Annotated in this window: 17 protein-coding genes; 6 read left to right on the top strand and 11 right to left on the bottom strand. The window is 72.9% G+C overall.

Annotation, left to right across the window (positions count from 1 at the left end; all coding sequences use genetic code 11):
• Positions 1–133 precede the first annotated feature (133 nt).
• The 6 genes from ACULPM_RS01940 to ACULPM_RS01915 form a co-directional block, all read right to left on the bottom strand.
• Entirely contained in the window at positions 134–928 is a 795-nt protein-coding gene (locus ACULPM_RS01940) for an anti-sigma-I factor RsgI family protein (protein WP_445331288.1), read from the bottom strand.
• The gene (locus ACULPM_RS01935; RefSeq protein WP_206108944.1) at positions 925–1,410 is read right to left on the bottom strand and encodes an RNA polymerase sigma factor; all 486 of its coding nucleotides are present in this window, start codon (positions 1,408–1,410) and stop codon (positions 925–927) included. Before ACULPM_RS01935 ends, ACULPM_RS01940 begins: the two co-directional genes overlap by 4 nt.
• 30 nt (positions 1,411–1,440) lie before the next feature.
• Positions 1,441–1,794: a hypothetical protein gene (locus tag ACULPM_RS01930; RefSeq protein ID WP_445331289.1), complete on the bottom strand. Its 354-nt coding sequence runs from the start codon at positions 1,792–1,794 to the stop codon at positions 1,441–1,443.
• 177 nt (positions 1,795–1,971) lie between these two features.
• The gene (locus tag ACULPM_RS01925) at positions 1,972–3,732 is read right to left on the bottom strand and encodes an ABC1 kinase family protein (protein WP_445331290.1); all 1,761 of its coding nucleotides are present in this window, start codon (positions 3,730–3,732) and stop codon (positions 1,972–1,974) included.
• 171 nt (positions 3,733–3,903) lie between these two features.
• Positions 3,904–4,251, bottom strand: coding sequence for a phasin family protein (locus ACULPM_RS01920; protein ID WP_167929480.1), 348 nt, complete (start codon positions 4,249–4,251; stop codon positions 3,904–3,906).
• Between the two features lie 164 nt (positions 4,252–4,415).
• Positions 4,416–5,090 (bottom strand): HAD family hydrolase, encoded by a 675-nt coding sequence (locus ACULPM_RS01915; protein ID WP_445331291.1) that lies wholly within the window; start codon positions 5,088–5,090, stop codon positions 4,416–4,418.
• Positions 5,091–5,436: 346 nt separating this feature from the next.
• On the opposite strand from ACULPM_RS01915, the gene ACULPM_RS01910 reads away from it, so the two are divergent.
• From ACULPM_RS01910 to ACULPM_RS01895, 4 genes are all read left to right on the top strand, one after another.
• Positions 5,437–6,696 (top strand): DUF1015 domain-containing protein, encoded by a 1,260-nt coding sequence (locus tag ACULPM_RS01910; RefSeq protein ID WP_445331292.1) that lies wholly within the window; start codon positions 5,437–5,439, stop codon positions 6,694–6,696.
• Positions 6,697–6,736: 40 nt separating this feature from the next.
• Positions 6,737–8,995, top strand: coding sequence for a tetratricopeptide repeat protein (locus ACULPM_RS01905; protein ID WP_445331293.1), 2,259 nt, complete (start codon positions 6,737–6,739; stop codon positions 8,993–8,995).
• Positions 8,995–9,657: an HAD family hydrolase gene (locus tag ACULPM_RS01900; protein ID WP_445331294.1), complete on the top strand. Its 663-nt coding sequence runs from the start codon at positions 8,995–8,997 to the stop codon at positions 9,655–9,657. Before ACULPM_RS01905 ends, ACULPM_RS01900 begins: the two co-directional genes overlap by 1 nt.
• A gap of 217 nt (positions 9,658–9,874) precedes the next feature.
• Positions 9,875–10,852: a helix-turn-helix transcriptional regulator gene (locus tag ACULPM_RS01895; protein ID WP_445331295.1), complete on the top strand. Its 978-nt coding sequence runs from the start codon at positions 9,875–9,877 to the stop codon at positions 10,850–10,852.
• Positions 10,853–10,987: 135 nt separating this feature from the next.
• Here ACULPM_RS01895 and ACULPM_RS01890 read toward each other — a convergent pair whose 3' ends face one another.
• The 5 genes from ACULPM_RS01890 to ACULPM_RS01870 all read right to left on the bottom strand — a co-directional run bounded on the left by ACULPM_RS01890 (position 10,988) and on the right by ACULPM_RS01870 (position 17,324).
• On the bottom strand, positions 10,988–12,316 hold the full coding sequence (locus tag ACULPM_RS01890) for an RsmB/NOP family class I SAM-dependent RNA methyltransferase (RefSeq protein ID WP_445331296.1): 1,329 nt from the start codon (positions 12,314–12,316) through the stop codon (positions 10,988–10,990).
• Positions 12,317–13,270, bottom strand: coding sequence for a methionyl-tRNA formyltransferase (fmt, locus tag ACULPM_RS01885; protein WP_445331297.1), 954 nt, complete (start codon positions 13,268–13,270; stop codon positions 12,317–12,319).
• Positions 13,271–13,278: 8 nt separating this feature from the next.
• Positions 13,279–13,827, bottom strand: a complete 549-nt coding sequence (def, locus tag ACULPM_RS01880) for a peptide deformylase (RefSeq protein WP_445331298.1) — start codon at positions 13,825–13,827, stop codon at positions 13,279–13,281.
• A gap of 44 nt (positions 13,828–13,871) precedes the next feature.
• Positions 13,872–16,175: a replication restart helicase PriA gene (gene priA / locus ACULPM_RS01875; protein WP_445331299.1), complete on the bottom strand. Its 2,304-nt coding sequence runs from the start codon at positions 16,173–16,175 to the stop codon at positions 13,872–13,874.
• 222 nt (positions 16,176–16,397) lie between these two features.
• On the bottom strand, positions 16,398–17,324 hold the full coding sequence (locus tag ACULPM_RS01870) for a hypothetical protein (protein WP_445331300.1): 927 nt from the start codon (positions 17,322–17,324) through the stop codon (positions 16,398–16,400).
• A 303-nt stretch (positions 17,325–17,627) separates the two neighbouring features.
• Between ACULPM_RS01870 and ACULPM_RS01865 the strand changes: the two genes are divergently transcribed.
• Positions 17,628–17,894 carry a hypothetical protein gene (locus ACULPM_RS01865; protein WP_445331301.1) on the top strand — a complete coding sequence of 89 codons (267 nt, stop codon included), beginning with the start codon at positions 17,628–17,630 and terminating at the stop codon, positions 17,892–17,894.
• Between the two features lie 50 nt (positions 17,895–17,944).
• Positions 17,945–18,127 carry a type II toxin-antitoxin system HicA family toxin gene (locus ACULPM_RS01860; protein ID WP_445331302.1) on the top strand — a complete coding sequence of 61 codons (183 nt, stop codon included), beginning with the start codon at positions 17,945–17,947 and terminating at the stop codon, positions 18,125–18,127.
• The last annotated feature ends 2 nt before the right edge of the window (positions 18,128–18,129 follow it).

Raw genomic sequence — 18,129 nt, 5'->3', positions numbered from 1 at the left:
ACCGTCCACGGCCGGCGCGTTTGCACGAGCAAACGTCACTCGGAGCCGGGGCGAGAAGAACCGACCTGCAGAGACGTCACTGGAGAGGGGCGCAGACCGCGTTTGCACGTGCAAACGCGCCGGGCAGTCCGGGTCAGTCGTGCCCGGCCTGCCCCCGACGCCGCCCTCCGTGGTGTCCCGAGGTGGACCCAGTGCCCTCCAGCAGCTCCGAGAGCTCGCGCACGCTCATGTCCGCCGCGTCCTCGGCGGTGAGGTCGGAGCCCGCGTCCACGAGCTCGCGCCAGACGCGCCACTTCCCCACGCCGAGCCCCTCCTCGTGCGCGGCATGGTGCTCCTCCTCGCTCACATGCGAGCAGCTCACCTCGGCGGCGGAGGCGCCGAGGCACCGATGGCTCGCATCCTCGATGGCGCCGTACTGGGCGTCGTCCTCGCAGCTCACGGTCACGCTCACCGCCGAGTCCGCCGTGAGGTAGCCAGCCGCCTCCATACCCTCGGCGAGCGCGCGCACGGCATCCTCGTAGCCCATCCACGTCACGTCCGTGGCCGCGAGCACGTCCTCCCCGTCCTCGTTGAGGCCCCGCGCGCTGACCACGTGGTCGAAGCGGTTGAGGCCGAGCTCGATCGAGGGGTTCACGTCGATGTCCACGTACGCGGTCGGGGTGGTGACGGCAAGCCCGAGAAGGCCCGCGCCCACCGCGGCGACCACGAGGCAGGCGGCGAGCAGCAGCCGCGCGCGACGCCGGGCGCGCGGGCGAGAAGGACGCGGCTCCGTCGCGGCGACGCTCGTGGCGGGCGCGCCCGCGCCGGCACGCTCCCCCTCGCCGCGGCGGGCCTCGATCGCGGCAAGCGCGCGGGCCTTGACGTCCTCGGGGGCGTGGACGGACGCGAGCGCCTCGCGCACGCGCCTCTCGGCGGCACCCTCCCTCATGACAGCACCTCCCTGAGCCTGCGCTTTCCCCGCGAGATCCAGGAGTAGACCGTGCCCACGGGCATGTCGCAGATCCCGGCTATCTCGCGCGCGGTGTATCCCTCGCACAGGGCGAGGTAGAGCTGAGTCCGGGGCGGGTCCCCGAGCGCGGACATGGCGTCGAGCACCTCGCGCAGGCCGAGCTCGGAGGGCGCCTCGGCGTCGACGGCCCCCTCGCCGAGCCGCTCCATGCGCTCGTCGAGCGAGACGTCACGCCTCCGGGCCGCGCGCAGGGCGTCCTTGCAGCCGTTGATGGCCACGCGCAGGAGCCAGGCGCGGGCGTGGGCGTCGTCGCGGAACGGCCCGTCGTGCAGCGCGTACTTGAGGAAGGTCTCCTGGAAGACGTCCTCGGCGTCCGCACTGGGCAGGTAGACGAGGCAGGCGCGCCACACCGCGTCGGCGTGGGCGCCCATGGCGCGCTCTATGTCCGCCGCGTCGCGCACGTGACCTCCCCCTCGCTCCCCTCCCTCATGCTACCGGCAACGATGCGCCCCGCCGCAGCCGCTCCGCGCGGCGGGGCCGCAGCCCCGGCCGGAATGGCGGCCACGTCCGCAGCCCCTCCCGGCGCACGTCCCGTCCTCGCGGTTGTCGCACACGCCGTCGGCGTCCGCATCGACGAAGGAGCCGCAGGCGTTGGCCTCGCGGTTGTCGCACACCCCGTCCGCGTCCGCGTAGGCGCATCGGGCCGTGGCGGCGTCGACCTTGCGCTCGATCGCCTGGCCGGTGGGCGTCGACCCCGTCGCGGCGGCCGGCGTCGCCAGGCACCCGAGCGCAATCGTCCCCGCCATGGCGAGGCCGGCAAGTCCCAGGCAGATTCCCCTCAGCATCGCAATCACTCCCCTGCTCCGTGGGGCGACCCTCTCGCCCCTCATCACAGACACGAATCAGGGGCGGGAATCCTTGCGGGCTTTTTCGCGTTCTTCTCGCCGCGTTCTTCTCGCCGCGCTTTTCTCGCCCCGCTCTTCTCGCCCCGCACCGCCGTCGCACCCGCGCGGCAGGGCGCGCTACCTGCGCCTGCGCCGGCGGCTCTCGCGGATGACGTCGTGCGCCACCCACGCGCCGAGGATGAAGGCGACGAGGTAGCCGATGAAGCCGATGATGGGGATGCCAAAGATGACCGGCTGGATGCGCGCGTAGTAGACCACGGACGAGCCGATGAACAGGCCCGCCACGATGACGCTCATCGTGAGGCGGTTGGCGATGCGCGAGAGGTCCTCGAGCGGGTCGGCGGTGCCGGCGAGGTCGAGGTTCACGCGGAGCTGGCCGCGCGTGAGCATGCGCGTGATGAGGCTGAGGTCGCCCGCCGCCCCGAGCAGGCCGTGCGTCGCGGCGACCGCCTCGCGCGAGAGGCGAGAGAGCTCCTGGCGCACGAGCTCGTCGGGCGCGGCGTGCGCGTGCAGGTGGCTCTGGATGATCTCCACGATCGAGGCGTCCGGCAAAAGCGCGTGCACCACGCCCTCGAGCGTCACGAGGGAGCGGGCGAGCATGGTGACCGACCCCGGGAGCTCGATGCCGTTCTTCTGCGCCATGGAGATGAGCGCGTTCATGAACGAGCCGATGTCGAGGTCGGAGAGGTCGGCGAGGCCGTAGTCGGCGACGATGGCGTCGAGGTCGGCGAGCAGGTGCGCGTGGTCGACCTCCGTGGTGTCGGACGTCGAGAAGCGCAGCAGGCCGTCGGCGAGCGCCGGCGAGTCGCAGCGCGCCACGGCGAAGACCATGTCGCGCACCGCGCCGCGGTCATGGCTGGAGAGGCGTCCCATGATGCCGAGGTCGAGGTAGACGATCTTGCCGCCGTTGATCACGAGGTTGCCGGGATGCGGGTCGGCGTGGAAGAAGCCGTCGTCGAGCATCTGGCTCGTGTAGTTGTCCGCGAGCTTGGTGCCGATCTCCGCGAGGTCGTAGCCCTCGGCGACGAGGCGCGCGGTGTCGTTGATGGGGATGCCCTCGACGTAGTCCATGACCACCACGCGCCGCGTGCAGAGCGCGGGGTAGGGCTTGGGGCAGTCGATGAACCGGCAGCCCGCGTTGTTGCGGCGAAACTCCTCGAGGCTGCGCGCCTCCACGAGGAAGTCCGTCTCCTCGCGGAACGACTGCCAGAGCTCGTCCACCACCGACTGCAGGTCGATGAACTGCTCGTCGCCCATGAAGCGGCTCGCGTAGCGCGCGAGCGAGCGGATGATGGAGATGTCGCGCGCCATGATCTCCTGCACGTGCGGCCGCTGGACCTTCACCGCAACGACCTCGCCGGTCACGAGGCGCGCCTTGTGCACCTGGGCGACGGAGGCCGAGCCGAGCGGACGGTCGTCGATGGCGTCGAAGATGTCCTCGATCGGGCGGTCGTACTCGGCGCGCAGGGCTGAGATCACCGTGTCGCGGTCCATGGGCTCCACGCTCGTGCGGAGCTTCCCGAGCTCGCGCGTGAAGCTCTCCGGCAGGATCTCCGAGCGCATGGAGAGGATCTGCCCGGCCTTGACGAAGGTGGGGCCGAGCTCCTCGAGCATGCGCCGCAGGCTCTTCGGCGTGAGGCCGTGGAAGATGTCGTAGCGCCGGACGATGTTGACCATCTCGCCGATGCGCGCGAGGCGCGACCCCGTGGTGAGGCCGTAGTCGTCCGCCCCGTCCGCGCGCCCGCCGAAGAGGCCGATCGTCTGCGAGGAGTCGCGCTGCTCCTCGCGCTTCCTCACGGCGGCGTACCAGGCGTCCAGGATGTCGTCCGGGGTCTTTGCCGTGGTGGGAACCTGCCGCCGGGGCAGCTCGGTGCCCATGACGGGACCCCACGCGCGCCGCCCCTCCCCCTCGGGGGGGACGTCGCCCGCGGGGGGCGCCTGCTCCGCGGGCGACGTCGTGGCCCGCGGGTCCTGCCGAGCCGGGGCCGCGTCGTCGGCGCGACCCCGGTCTGTGTCACTTCGAGCTTCTGTCACGTGCTCCCCAAGCCGCTACTCGGCGTCTTCCTCTTCTCCCTCGGCGTCCTCGACGTCGACCGTGACGGCCTGCGCGTCGATGTCCGCGGACATCTGGGCCACCTTGGCGGCGTACGCCGCGCGCTCCTCGGGCGTCATGGACTCGAGGCGGGCGCGCAGGGCGGAGTCTCCGGCGCCGTCGATGACCTCCTTGGCCTTGCGGGTGAGCTCCTGGTTGAGCGTCTTGCCCTGCTCGACCGTCAGCTCGCCCTTCTTGACCAGCTCCTCGACGACCTCCTGGGACTTCTCGGCCCCCATGGCAACCGCGCCCACACTGGCCAGGAAGAGCTTGCGGATGCCCTCGGTCACGTCAAAGTCTGCCATGTCTGCTCCCATCTCTCGAGACCGGCGGGACGCCCCTCGCATCCCTCTATGCTCGTCCTTCTACCCACATCCCGGGGCCGCGGCCCCGCACTTCTCGGCAAGCGGCGCGGCCCGTCTGGGGACGGCCCGCCGGGGCGGTCGCGGGTGGCCGCCGCGACCTGCGGTCACGTGCCGAGAAGGACGCGGCGAAGCTCGTCGACGCTCGCCGCCGCGGCGCACGCCCCGGCGGCCTCGAGCTCGCCCGGGTCGGCGGTGCCCGCATACGTCACGCCCACGCAGGGCACGCCGCATGCCGCTGCCGCCTCCACGTCGTGGTGGCGGTCCCCCACCATCACGGCGTCGTCCGGGCCCGCCCCCGCGAGCTCGAGGATGCGCCCGATCGTCGCGGTCTTGTCGCCCTGCGCGTCGGACGCCTTGCCGAGCACCGCGAGGAAGAGTCCCTCGACGCCGTTGTCCGCGACGGCGCGCTCCACGAGCTGCTGGCGCTTGGAGGAGGCGACGGCGAGCGTCCTGCCGGCGGAGCGCAGGTCAGAGAGGAGCTCGCGGACGCCCGGGTAGAGCGGCCACCCCTCGAGGCCGAGGTTCAGATAGATGGCCCGATACTCCTCGGTCACCTGGGCGGCCTCCTCCTCGGAGAGCCCGTAGACGCTCGAGAACGCCTGCGGGAAGGGCGGCCCGATGATCCTGCGCACGTCGCCTATCTCCTCCTCGGTGAGCCCGTGGCGAAGCAGGACCGTGCGCGCCGTGGAGATGATGCCGGCGATCGTGTCCGCCAGCGTCCCGTCGAAGTCGAAGATCACGAGGCCCCTGCCGGTGACGTCCTCGCCCGTGAGCGCCATGCGCGCCTCCTTTCGTCCGTATCAGGGTAGCACCCCGGCCGGCGGCATGCGCGGCGCGCCCGGGCGGGCCCGGGTCCGCGAGCCGGCCGAGCATGCCCCCGCGCCCGGGTGGGCCCGGGTCCGCGAGCCAACCGAGCATGCCCCCGTGCCCAGACAGAGCGAATCGACAAAAACGCGCCCTCGGGCGGCCGAAAACGTCCGCTCGCTCTGTCTGGGCGCAAAGAGCGGCGCTGAGCAGCAAAGGGCGGCGCCGGGCGGCAAGGCGCGGGACCGGGCGGTGGGAGCGGGCGAGCGACGGAGCGCGCCCGCGGGGTATCATGTCCTCATACGCAAGCGAGGAGGCCAAATGCACGCTGAGCCCATAACCTGCCACCGCCCGCGCCCGGACGCCGCCGCGGAGTTCGCCGCGCCGCCCTATGACGTGTTCGACCGCGCCGGGGCCGCCGCGTACGTGGCCGAGCACCCGCGCTCCTTCCTGGCGATCGACCGCCCGGAGACCGCCTTCCCGCCCGGGCACGACCCGTATGCCGAGGACGTCTACGCGCGCGCCCGCGACCTGCTCGCCGAGCGCGTCGCCGACGGGACGCTCCTGCGCGACGCCACGCCCTGCTACTACCTCTACCGCCTGCGCAGTGGCGGCCACGAGCAGACCGGCATCGTCGCCGGGGTGGCGATGGACGACCTCGCGGACGGGACCGTGCGGGCCCACGAGCTCACCCGCCCGGAGAAGGAGGCCGACCGCGCCCGCCACATCGAGGCCACGGGCTGCCAGACCGGCCCCGTCTTTCTCGCCTACCGCGACAACGCGGTCATGGACATCCTCGTGGAGGCCGCGAAGGCGGCCGAGGCGCTCTACGACTTCACCGACGACGAGGGCGTCCGCCAGACGGTCTGGCGCGTGGCGCGCCCGGCGGCCGTCGAGAGCTTCCGCGCGATGCTCGGCCAGGTGGGCCGCGCCTACATCGTCGACGGGCACCATCGCGCCGCCGCGGCGGCGGGCGTCTGCCGGCGCATGCGCGAGGCGGCGGGCGCGAGCCTGTCCGGCACCGAGCCCTACAACTACCTGCTCTGCGTCCTCTTCCCCGCGAGCCAGCTCTCCGTCCTGCCGTACGACCGCGTGGTCGCGGACACGGGCGGCCTCGACGAGGCCGGGCTCGTGGCGGCGCTCGAGGCGGCGGGCGTCGCCGTCGGGGAGCGCCGCGAGGGGCCGGTGAGCCCGGGCAGGCGCGGGCAGGTCGGGATGTACGCGTTCGGGGCGTGGCGCGAGCTCGCCCTCGGGGGCGCGCGGCCCGACGACCCCGCGGAGGGCCTCGACGTCGCGATCCTGCAGGACCGGGTCCTCGGCCCCGTCCTCGGCATCGCGGACCCGCGCTCCGACGGGCGCATCTCGTTCGTGGGCGGCGCCGAGGGCCCGGAGGCGCTCGCGCGGCGCGCGGGCGAGCGGGGCGTCGCGTTCTCGCTCTTCCCCGTCTCCATGGGGGAGCTCATGGCCGTGGCCGACGCCGGGAGGCTCATGCCGCCCAAGTCGACCTGGCTCGAGCCCAAGCTCAGAAGCGGGCTCTTCATCCGGAGGGTCGGCCCGGGCCGCGGGGCGGGCGCGCACTAGGCCGCATGAAACGTCGGGAGCGACGAGAGGGGGCAAGGCCATGGCAGAGGAGGAGCGCACGGGACGACTCGGAAGGCTCTTCGCCGCGCTCGTGAACGTGGGAGACGCGGGCGGAGACGAGGCGGCGCCCGCGGGGGCGGACCCCGTCGAGCCGGATGACGAGAAGGACCTGACGGGCGGCAACACCACCGTCCTCGACCTCGAGGGGCTCTCGCGCTCCCTCGCCTCGTCCCCCGACCCCATGGCACTTCTCGCCGGGCTCGTCGTCGACGTCCGCGCGCGGGTCGGCGCGACCGGCGCGCCCGATTTCCCGGGCGAGGCGCCCAAGCTGCCGCCGAGCCCGCTCGAGGTGCATCTCGCCACGAGGCTCGTGGAGGCGGGCCTGCTGGAGCCAGACGTCGAGCTCCCGGGCGTCCGCGTGGTCCGCCCGCGCACCTCGGGCCTCTTCTACCTGCGCATCGAGGAGGAGCGGGTCAGCTACCTCGCCAAGCTCCGCGTCCTGCAGATCGAGTCCGCGCTCAACGCCGTCCTTCTCGCGAGCCATGCGCTCGAAAGCCCCAACGACGCCCCGCTCGACGCGATCGTGCGGGCCGAGCAGCGCGTCACGAGGTCCGTCGCCGGCCAGGCGCGCGAGGTCGCGTCGCGCCTCGAGGGGCCCGTGCGCGGGGAGTGGGACGTGCGCTACGCCCTTGCCTACGGCATCGAGGCCTTCCGCCTCCCCCACCGCCTCACGGCGCGCTTCCGCGTGAACGCGCGGGCGGGGCTCGCCGCCTTCGAGCTCGACCTCGTCCCGCCGGAGGCGTGGCCGCGCTCGGCCTTCGTCGACGGCCTCGGCGTGGTCCCCGCGACCGAGCAGATGCGCCGGCGCGCCGCCGGCATCTACAACGCCCGGCTCGCGGCGCTCGTGGCGGGCTACGCCCTGGCCGTCGCCCCCGAGCTCGGGGAGGTCTGGGTGGCGGGCGTCATCGACACCGCGCGCGACCACGCCTGCCTCTACTCCGCCCGCATAGCGCGCGAGGCCCTGGAGGCCGTCGACCTCGAGGGGTCGTTCGACCCCGTCGCGCTGCTGCGCTCCTGCGGGGCGGCAATCTCCCTCGACGAGACGGGCGGCCTCGCCCCCGTCCGCCAGGGCTTCTCCCTTGACGACGAGGCGCTCTGCCCGCGCGAGCGCTACGACGCGCCCGAGCTCTCCGAGGCGACGCTCGCCGGCGAGCTGGGCGACGCGCTCGGCTGCTGGCGCGTGAGCGACCTCGGGATCGACGAGGGGGCCCGGCGCAGGAGCGTCGCCGACGAGCTCGCGCGCCACCTCACGGACTCCACCGAGAAGAACGTCCAGGCAATCCTCGCCGCGGCGCGCGAGGACGGTCACCCCGACGTCGTCGAGGCGGCGCGGCGCTGCGTCTCCGGCCTCATCGACGGCGAGCTGGAGGACGACCCCCTCGCCATCGGCGAGTCCTTCGTGGAGGGCGGCGACCTCCAGCGCGGCTGCGCGCGGGCGCGCGACGCCCTGCTCTCGCACGACCTCGAGTCCGCGGGGAAGTACGCGGCGGACGCGCTCCTGCCCATCGACGGGCTCGGGTCCTTCGACGGGTCGGACGGGCTCGTCTGGCGCGGCTTCGGGTCCTATGCCGACCGCGCGCTCTACAACCGGCTGGTCGCGGCCCCCGGCGAGCGCTGCGCCCTCGTCCCCGCCGCCTACCTCGAGGCCCACACCATCGCCGCCGCCTCCGCCCTCGCCCGGGGCCGCGCCGAGGAGGCGCTCGCGCACGCCCGGCGCGCCGCCGAGGTGGCCCCGCTCTCCTCGCAGGCGAGCCTCAACCTGGCGCAGTGCCTCGAGGCGTCGGGCGACCCCGAGGCGGCCGGGCGCGAGCTCTGCCGCCTGCTCTCGCTCGCGCACGACCCGGAGTCGATCGGGCTCGGCTACCTGGGCATGGCGCAGCTCCAGTGGCAGGGCGGCCACGTGCTCACCGCCCAGGCCTGCTACCAGCGCGCGACCCGCCACCTCGGGGCGCCCGCGCTCGTGGCGCGGCTCGCCATGGCGGCCCTCATCGGCCAGGTGGGGGTCTCGGCGGGAGGCGAGCTCTCGCCCGACCAGGCGGACTCGCTCCTGGAGGCGGCCGGGATCCCGCTTGCCCCGACCGAGCCCGTGAGCACGGCCTTCCTCGAGGCCACGCGCGCCGCCACGGACGCCGGCATCTTCCGCGTGGCGCGCGACCTCCTGCGCAAGCTCTGCATGATCTCGCGCGACGACGTCTACTTCGGCATGCTCCGCTCCCTCGAGGACGAGCCGGACCGCTGATGGCCGCTCCCTCGCTCCTCCCGCCGTCCTTTTCGGCGGGCATCTTCGACTTCGACGGGACGCTCGCGGAGACCTGGCACCTCTGGCGGCGCGTCGACGAGATCTTCTTCGCCACGCGGGGGCTGCCCTTCGACGAGGACGCCTCCGCGACGCTCGCCACGCTCGGCTTTGCCGCCGGGGCGCGCTGGTGCGTCGAGCGCTACCGCCTGCGCGACGAGGTGTCCGACATCGTGGACGAGTGGAACCGCCTGGGGGCGGCGCTCTACGAGGAGGAGGTCCGCCTGCGCCCGGGCGCCGAGGCCTACCTGCGCGCGCTCCGCGCGCAGGGCGTCCCGCTGGCGCTCGCCACAACGAACGACCCGCACGTGCTGGGCGCCATGCGGCACGTGGACGTCTACGGCCTCTTCGACGAGGTGGTCTGCGGGCGCGAGGTCGCGCGCGGGAAGGACCACCCCGACATCTACCTCGAGGCCTCGCGCCGCCTGGGAACGACGCCGGGGGCGTGCTGCGTCTTCGAGGACATACTGCCCGGCACGCTCTCGGCCGCCCGCGCCGGGATGACCACGGTCGCCGTGCGCTGCGAGGACCCGCGCCAGCCCGCCCGCGAGCTGCGTCGCGCGGCCGACCTCTGGATCGACGGCTGGGAGGGGCTTGCGGGCTGAGGCCAGCGGAGCCGAGCGCCCGAACTTCTGCACATTGCTGGCATAGTGCACCGGGAATCGCTCCCCCACAATGCGGGATATGCCTCGGCAACATTGAGAAGATCGACTCATCGCACATCAAAACCTGTGGCAATCGGGATTCATGCCCCCTTAGCACAGACCTCCCCACCACGGGGACATACGATGCTCGAAAGAGGCCTAGGCGATAGGAGCTACCATGAGCGACCAGCGACGTTCCACCCATGAGGCGCCCGGGATCCCGCACGCATCCGACGAGGCCGAGCGCTCGTTCTCCGAGCACGGCCTCACCGAGCGAGAGGTCGACGCCGCGCGCTCCGTGCTCGCCGGCATGACCGCTGAGATGGCGGCGAGGGAGATGGGCATTGAGGCATCAACGGTGGGCGGCTTCAGGCAACGGGCGTATCACAAGCTCGGCATGGAGGACGGGCGCGAACTCGTGCGACGCTACGGGCCACATGGCGACAAGGACGCGAACGAACTCGCGAACGATATCGAGGGCTTTCGCAGCTCCCTTGTGAACAGGGGCCTTACGGATACCCAGCTCGACGTCCTCGCACGTGCTGCGGCGGGAGTTCCCACGTCAGAGATTGCCCGGGAGCTCCACGTGGCGCCTGGCACCGTCGGATGCGCGAGGTCCAACGGGTACCGGCTCCTCGGCGTTCGCTCACGAGAAGAGCTCCTCTCCATGCTGGAAGGCGAACGCACGGAACGTGAGAGGAGGCAGAGGAGGGGAAAGCGTCTCGCTCTCGGATGCATGGTCACGGTAATTGCCGTCTCCGCGCTTCTCGCGCTCGCTGGGGCATTTCTCCCGGTCGACTCCATTGGGGAATTCCTGAGTGGCGAGGCCGTGGGCATGCGCAGCGTCAACGGCGTCCTTTACGCAATCAACGAGAACGACCAGACCTTTGGCTCGATCGAACGCGCTAACCTGCCCGAACCATGGGACGAGTTTCTTGAGCATCCCTCTGTAACGGAATCCGATATGCGTGAATGCCTGCCCGACCTCATTGCGACAACGTCAACATCCTCGAACTCATATGGCCAGCCCGGCTACGTCAGGAAGGAAGACTTCTTAAGCGGCACGAGAAGCCCCGATGGTTACGTAATCGTCTGGGAGGCCAACGGGAGGAGGGAGATGGGCTCGATACAGATTGGCAGGTTCACACCGCGATAGCCAGGAGCAAGGAGAGGCTCATGGAGGTGAAGAATTGATTGGCTGGCATAAGACAAGGGCTGTTCAGCACGTACAGCTCGACACCCGTACTAAAGCAATAGCCCCTCCCGGACCCTCCATGGAGCTCGGGAGGGGCTATCTCTTTCTCAGGCGCGCCACGAAGTGGGTGTCAGCGCCCGGAAGGTCGGTGCGCCGGGCGTCGAGCAGCTCGAACTGTCCGCCCGTAGGACCGGTGAGCAGCGCCTCCACGACGCGCTCGTCCTCCTCGGCGAGGACCGAGCAGGTCGAGTAGACGACGAGCCCGCCCGGCGCAACGCGCGTCGCGGCGGCGCGCAGGATGTCCGCCTGGAGCGCGGCGAGGCCGGGGAGCGCCTCCTCGCGAAGCGACCACGCGATCTCCGGATGGCGCGCGAGCGTGCCCGACCCCGAGCACGGCGCATCGACGAACACGAGGTCGAAGCTGCCGAGAAGGTCCTCGGGCAGGCCCGCGCCCGCGAGCGCGCGCCCGTCGGCCACGACGCAGCGGACGTGCTCGGAGATCCCGGCCGCCGCCATGCGGCGCGCGGCGAGATCGGACTTGCGGGGGTCGATCTCCACCGAGACGATCTCGCACGGGCCGCCCGCGGCCACCGCCGCACCCTCGAGGAGCACGGTCTTGGTGCCGCGACCCTGTCCCACCTCGAGCACGCGACTGCCGGGCTCGGGAGCGGCGGCGAGCACCACCTCCTGCGCCGCAAGGTCGCAGGGCAGGACGTCCACGCGCTCGACGAGGCCGGACGGCGCAAGACGCGCGGGGGCGCCCAGAAGGTAGGATCCCGGCACGGGACCGGGGGTGGGCGCGCACCCCGCCTCCTCGAGAGCGTGCAAAAGTGCCTGTCCCCTTTGCACGCGGTTGGCGGCCACCCAGGCGCCCGCGGGGCCGAGCGCCGCGACGGCCCAGGCGGCGGCGCGCCCCTCGCCGAGCGAGGCGAGGGCCCGGGCGCAGAGCCACTCGGGAAGGGCGCCGACGCGGGCGAGGTCGCGGGCGTCAAAGGCCCCGGCCACCACGCGCTCGCGCGCTCGGGCGAGCGCGGGCGCGTCCTTCTCGGCGATGCGACGCAGCACGGCGTTGGCGAGCCCCGCGGCGCGCGGGGACACGCCGCGCACGAGCTCGACGCCCTGGCTCACGCAGACGTCGTCGCGCGTGCCAAGGTAGAGGAGCTCGAAGGCGGCGAGGCGCAGGGCGTCGCGCACCCGCGGCTCGAGGTGCGCGCCCCGGCAGAGGTGGGCGTCGATGACGCGGTCCAGCTCCCCCTCCGCGGCAACGGCCCCGAGCACGAGGCGCGTGACCTGGGCGCGCTCGCGCTCCGAAAGGCCCGAGAGTTCATCGGAGGCGCGCAGCAGGTCGCGGGCGCGGGCGTCGCGGCGGCGGCGCTCCGAGACGAGCGAGAGCGCGGCGCGGCGGGCGGGCGTCGCGCGCGCCACCTAGACGCGCCCCCAGGAGAGGCCGCCGCGCAGGCCGGCGGCCCATGCGGAGGCCTCCATCTCCCGCTTGCCGTCGGGCTTCACGCGCAGGACCTCGAGCGCGCCCTCGGCGCAGCCGAGAAGGACGCGCCCGTGCGCGGTCGCGATCTCCCCCGGCCCGAGGTCCTTCTCACCCTCTCGCGCGAGGGTCACGCGGGCGCCGCGGCCGGCCACCGAGCAGCGGGCCGGCGCGGCGTCCGAGGACGCCAGCACGCGCAGGACGTTCTCGGCGGCGGGGTCGGCCGGGTCCAGCATGAGCTCGGCCTTGGAGATCTTGGCCGCGTGGGTGACGAGCGACTCGTCCTGCTCGACCCAGGCGGCGGTGCCGCCCACCACGGCGGGGAGCGTCTCCACGAGAAGGCCCGCCCCCAGGCGGGCAAGCTCGCCCGTGAGCTCGGTCGCGGTCTTTCCGGCCACCGTCGTGGAGGCCTGCGCGCAGTACGCGCCGGTGTCCACGCCGTGGCCGATCCGCATGATGGAGACGCCCGTCCGCTCGTCCCCGGCGAGGATCGCGCGCTGGATGGGCGCGGCGCCGCGCCAGCGCGGGAGGAGCGAGGCGTGCACGTTCACGCACCCGGCGGGCGCCATCGCGAGCACCTCGTCCGGCAGGATGCAGCCGTAGGCGGCCACGCAGAAGACGTCGGCCGCGGCCGCGCGCAGGGCGTCGAGCGCCTCAGGCGTCATGCGGGAGGCCTCGAGCACGGGAAGCCCCAGCTCGAGCGCGCGGGCCTTCACCGGCGAGGGCTCGAGCCGCCGGCCGCGGCCGCGCACCGCGTCCGGTCGCGTGACCACGAGGGCGACGTCGCAGGCCTCGGCGAGCCCGGAGAGGGACGGCACGGCGAACTCCGGCGTCCCCATGAAGACGACGCGCGGGCGGCGCGCCCCCGGGGCGGCCGCGTTCTTCTCGTCAACCATGGCATCCCCTACCCGACCTCGGTGTCGCCGGGGCGCGCGCCCGCGGCGAGCGCGGCCTCGTACTCGCGCTGTGCCTCGGCGCGGCGGATGGGCGGCAGGTGGTCGAACATCGTCACGCCGTGGACGTGGTCGATCTCGTGCTGGAGGCAGACGGCGAGCAGGTTGTCCGCCGCCTCGTACTGCATGAGGTCGCCGTCCAGGTTAAGCGCCTGCACCACCACGTGGGAGGGGCGGCTCACGCGCACGCTCACGCCCGGGAAGGAGAGGCAGCCCTCCGAGCCCTCCCTCTCGGGCCCGTCGGCCGTGACGATGCGCGGGTTGATGAGCACGTACGGGTTCTTCTTGCCCCCGCGCCCGGCGTAGTCGACGTCGATGACCACGATCTGGCGCATCTCGCCGATCTGCGGGCCCGCGAGGCCGCAGCCGTCGGCGGCGTACATGACCTTGAGCATGCGCTTGGCGAGGGCGCGGACGTCGTCGTCGATCCTCTCGACGGGGGCGCACTCCTGGGAGAGGCGGGGGTCGGGCGAGAGCACGATCTCCTTGAGCTCGTTCATGGTCCTCCTTCCGGGCGCCGGGCTCTGGGCCCCGGCGCCGAGGGTCACATCATGTCGTATGCGTCGATGTCCACTGCCATGTTAATACCCGGCAGGCGGCCAAGCGAGGCGGCACACGCGGAAAGCATCCCGCCGAGGTCCGCGCCTGTGGGCGCCTTCACCATCACGTGGCGGCGCACCTGGTCCTTCGCCCGCGCCTTGACGCAGTCGGCGGGGCCGAGCACCTCCCAGCCGGGGGCGCCCCCCACGCGCTCGCGGACCGCCTCGGCGAGGCGGGCCGAGGCGTCGCGCACGCCGCGCTCCGAGCGGCCCCACACGACGGCGTTGGCGAGGCGGCCGAACGGCGGGTACCCCGCCTCGGCGCGCTCGGCGAGCTCCGCCTCGAGAAAGACGGAGCGGTCGTGGGACGCCACGGCCCGCATGGCGGGGTGCGTGGCCCACCAGGTCTGCACGATGACCTCGCCGGGGCGCTCCCCGCGGCCCGCGCGGCCCGCGACCTGCTCCAAAAGGTCGTAGGTGCGCTCGGCGGCGCGGAAGTCGGGCAGCTTGAGCATGGTGTCCGCGTTGATGACGCCCACGAGCGTGACCTCCGGGAAGTCGAGCCCCTTGGCGATCATCTGCGTGCCCACGAGCACCGCGCACTCCGCGGCGTCGAACTGCTCGAGCAGGCGCTGGTGGGCGCCCTTGGCGCGCGTGGTGTCCGCGTCCATGCGGATGACCTCAACGTCTGCCGGCAGGAGCATGCGCAGCTCGTCCTCGACGCGCTGCGTGCCCACGCCGAAGGCGGCGAGGTAGCGGCTCCCGCAGTTGGGGCAGCTCGTCGAGGGGTCGGGGTAGGCACGCACAGGCCAGCTCCTGCCGCAGGTGTGGCACGCGAGCAGGTGCCCGCGCTCGTGGTAGGTGAGCGCCGTGGAGCAGTGCGGGCACTCGGGCACGCAGCCGCAGTCGCGGCACATGAGGAAGTTCGCGAAGCCGCGGCGGTTGAGCAGCAGCACGGCCTTCTCGCGCCGCTCCGCGACGCCCTCGAGCGCCCTCGCGAGCGGTGCCGAGAAGATCGAGCGACCGCCGCCCCGGAACTGCTCCCCCATGTCGACCACGGTGACGCGCGGCAGCACCGACGCGCCGGGGCGCTCCGGCATCTCCACGCGCGTCCAGCGGGCGCCGCTGAAGCCGCCCTCGCGGCAGCGCTGGAGCGCCTCGAGAGAGGGCGTGGCCGACCCCAGCACGAGCGCCGCGCCGCGCTCGCGGGCGAGCCGGGCCGCGACCTCGCGCGCGTGGTAGCGCGGGGACTTGTCCTGCTTGTAGGAGCCCTCGTGCTCCTCGTCGATGATGACGAGGCCCACCTCGGCGAGCGGGGCGAAGAGCGCCGAGCGGGCGCCCACCACCACGCGGGCGCAGCCGGCGCGGACGAGGTCCCACTGGTCGAAGCGCTCGCCGGCGGAGAGGCGCGAGTGGAGCACGGCCACCTCGTCGCCGAAGCGGCTGCGGAAGCGGCCCACGGTCTGCGCCGTGAGCGAGATCTCGGGCACGAGGACGAGCGCTCCGCGGCCGTCCGCGAGGGCGCGCTCGATGGCCGCGAGGTAGACCTCGGTCTTGCCGGAGCCCGTGACGCCGTCCACGAGCACCACGTCGCCCCTGCCGGCGGCGCGGGCCTCGTCGATGGCCGCGAGGGCGGCGCGCTGCCCCTCCGTGAGGCGCTCGGGCCGCGGCGCCGCGGCCGACGAGAGCGTTGTGTCGTCGGCGCCGCGGATCTGCCGCCGGCTCTCAATCGCCACGACGCCCCTCTTGGCGAGCGCCGTCACGGCGGACGCGGCGCCCGGGATGGTGGCGGAGAGCTCAGCCACGCGCTGCGGTCCCTGGCGCAGGGCCTCGATCACCGCGCGCTGGCGGGAGGCGGTCCTGGCGGGGACGAAGTCGTTCGCCGCGGGGGTGAGGCTCGCCCAGCGGGCGTCCACGGCGCCGGCGCGCTCGGTCTGGAGCTCCCAGGGGGCGTCCTCGGCGGCGCGCGTCACGCGGACCTTCTGCCCCGGGGCGAGAAACGGGCGCACGGCCTCGCAGAGCGGGCAGGCGTACTCGCGCGCCATCCACGCGGCGACGCGGGCGGCCGCCTCGTCGAAGGCGGGCGGCGCCAGGACCTGGAGCACGGGCTGGACCCGCTCCGCCGACACGCCCTCGGGGGGCTCCTCGGAGACGGCGAGCACGTAGCCCACCGCCATGCGGTGCGAGAAGGACACGAGGACCGTCGAGCCCGTCCTGGCCTCCCCCGCGAGCTCGGGCGGCACCGCGTAGGAGAACGCGCCCTCGAGGTGGCGCGTTGGTATGTCGAGCACGACGCTCGCGTAGGGCATGGGCGCGGGTCCTCCCGTTCTTCTCGCTGGGTGTCCGGACTCTCAATTGTACCCGGCGGCACCGTCCGCGGCGCCGCGCGGGCTGGAGCAGCGCCACTCAACCGTGCGGCACCGCAGCCCCTGGCACGCCACGCCGGAGGGCGGCGCGCCCGCGCCCTTCTCCCCCGACATGCAGGACTGTGCAGACGAGTCAATCTGCAGAGTTTGCATGTCAACGCGGGGCTAGCGGCCTCTCCGCGCGGGGACGAGACGCCGCGCGCGGCCGCGGAGCGCCCCCATGGGGGAGCTGACGTCGATCCCGAGGATGGCGTTTGCCACCCAGAGGAAGAAGAGCAGCACGATCACGGGGATCACGCAGGACGTCACGACCATCACGGCGAGCCACTCGATGAGGGCGTTCACCTGGTCGAGGACGCCGTCCGTGATGCTGGTGAGCCCGTCTGCCACCATGCTGGGCAGGTTGAGGACGAAGTCGAGCGGAGAGCCGCCCTCGTCCGACTGCTCGTCCGACTGCGTCTCGGCGACCTCCTCGACCGGCGCGACGGAGCCCGCGTAGGTGTCGTCGATCATCCGCGTGACGGCGACGCTCGCCGGGATCGTGACGAGGATGACGAGCGCGAGCGCCACGAGCTTGGCGGCGAGCCGGGCGAGCGCCCCGTCCCAGGAGACTCTCCCGGCGAGGAGCACGGCGGCGGCGAGCAGCGCGCAGGCGGCGGGGACGAGTATCCCGAAGGCGGCGAGGCCGAAGATGGTGAGCAGGTACTTCTCGAGATAGAGGACCGAGAGCACGATGCCGAGGTCCCCGGAGACCTCCATGAGCTTCTCGGCGACGGGGGTCCCGGTGTCGTCCGGGATGGCGGTGATCGCGGCGGAGAGGGCGGTCGAGCTCGCCACGAGGCCGAGGACGTTTGCCTTCTTCTCGTCAATGGTGGCGATGGTGTCGGCATAGGTCTCCGGAGCGGAGAAGTGCTCGCGCAGCGGGAACCCGCTCACGAGGGCCACGACCACGAGCGCGACGGCGATGGCCGCCCTCGCGCGCAGGGAGAGCCCGGACGCGACCGAGGGCCTGTCGAGCTCCTCTGCCGGGAGCACGTAGACGGCCTCCCCCATCTCGTCGTCGCTGACCTGGCCGCGCTCGATCCTGTCCATGTGGGCCTTCCCCTCTTTCTTGTCGTCTCGTGACAACCTTACGTCCCCCGCGGGCGGGCGCGCAACGCCCCCTCAGCCGGCGGTGCAGAACGCGACGGATTCCGACGTCCCCGCGCGCCGCGCCGTCCGGAGGCCCGCGCCCACGGGCGAAGTGAGGCCGCCCGCCGATAATATGTTCAATCTGTCTCACCGGACGGAGGACCTCACCTGCGGCGTCAGCAACGCGTCAGCTGGCGGGAAGACAATCCCGCGCGCCCTTTGCGTAGCATGGGCGCCCCAGAGGACGCGAGGTGAGGAGGACCCATGGCGCTCTATTGGCCGGAGCAGGGAGTTGCGCTGGAGATCGTCGACGACCCGCTGGCGGAGCCGTTCGACCGGACGGCGCACCCCGGGGTGCGCGTCATTCAGACCACGTGCGACGAGCTTGCGGACTTCGACCGATGCAACCGGGTCATGACCCGCGTGGCCCGCGAGCTGGGCGCCACGCCTCCGCCGTCCACGCCCGAGCTCCTCGCGCGGCGGCGCGCCCTGCACGAGAGGCTCATGGCCGAAACGCCGCGCTACTGGTGAGATTCCTCCTTGACGTAACTATAAAGTGAATATATAGTTTAGGAGGCGTGATGACCAAGCGGAGGGACCTCGTCAGGCTGCTCGTGAGAAACGGCTTCGCGCCCGACGGCGGGACCAAGCACGAGCGGTTCTCGCATCCGGACGGTCGGGAGGTGAGCGTTCCCCGCCACAGGGAGATCAGGGGGCTGACGCACGGCTCATCCTCACGCAGGCGGGAATCACCGAGCGGATAGGG

It is taken from the genome of Thermophilibacter sp. ZX-H3, assembly GCF_052599055.1.
Note: the sequence above shows the minus strand (reverse complement) of the source record. Positions and strands in the feature narration are given on the sequence as shown.

Coding starts and splice junctions, on each gene's coding strand:
- ACULPM_RS01940 (WP_445331288.1), bottom strand. CDS start 928: ATGAGGGAGGGTGCCGCCGAGAGGCGCGTGCGCGAGGCGCTCGCGTCC.
- ACULPM_RS01930 (WP_445331289.1), bottom strand. CDS start 1,794: ATGCTGAGGGGAATCTGCCTGGGACTTGCCGGCCTCGCCATGGCGGGG.
- ACULPM_RS01925 (WP_445331290.1), bottom strand. CDS start 3,732: ATGGGCACCGAGCTGCCCCGGCGGCAGGTTCCCACCACGGCAAAGACC.
- ACULPM_RS01920 (WP_167929480.1), bottom strand. CDS start 4,251: ATGGCAGACTTTGACGTGACCGAGGGCATCCGCAAGCTCTTCCTGGCC.
- ACULPM_RS01915 (WP_445331291.1), bottom strand. CDS start 5,090: ATGGCGCTCACGGGCGAGGACGTCACCGGCAGGGGCCTCGTGATCTTC.
- ACULPM_RS01910 (WP_445331292.1), top strand. CDS start 5,437: ATGCACGCTGAGCCCATAACCTGCCACCGCCCGCGCCCGGACGCCGCC.
- ACULPM_RS01905 (WP_445331293.1), top strand. CDS start 6,737: ATGGCAGAGGAGGAGCGCACGGGACGACTCGGAAGGCTCTTCGCCGCG.
- ACULPM_RS01900 (WP_445331294.1), top strand. CDS start 8,995: ATGGCCGCTCCCTCGCTCCTCCCGCCGTCCTTTTCGGCGGGCATCTTC.
- ACULPM_RS01895 (WP_445331295.1), top strand. CDS start 9,875: ATGAGCGACCAGCGACGTTCCACCCATGAGGCGCCCGGGATCCCGCAC.
- fmt (WP_445331297.1), bottom strand. CDS start 13,270: ATGGTTGACGAGAAGAACGCGGCCGCCCCGGGGGCGCGCCGCCCGCGC.
- def (WP_445331298.1), bottom strand. CDS start 13,827: ATGAACGAGCTCAAGGAGATCGTGCTCTCGCCCGACCCCCGCCTCTCC.
- priA (WP_445331299.1), bottom strand. CDS start 16,175: ATGCCCTACGCGAGCGTCGTGCTCGACATACCAACGCGCCACCTCGAG.
- ACULPM_RS01870 (WP_445331300.1), bottom strand. CDS start 17,324: ATGGACAGGATCGAGCGCGGCCAGGTCAGCGACGACGAGATGGGGGAG.
- ACULPM_RS01865 (WP_445331301.1), top strand. CDS start 17,628: ATGGCGCTCTATTGGCCGGAGCAGGGAGTTGCGCTGGAGATCGTCGAC.
- ACULPM_RS01860 (WP_445331302.1), top strand. CDS start 17,945: ATGACCAAGCGGAGGGACCTCGTCAGGCTGCTCGTGAGAAACGGCTTC.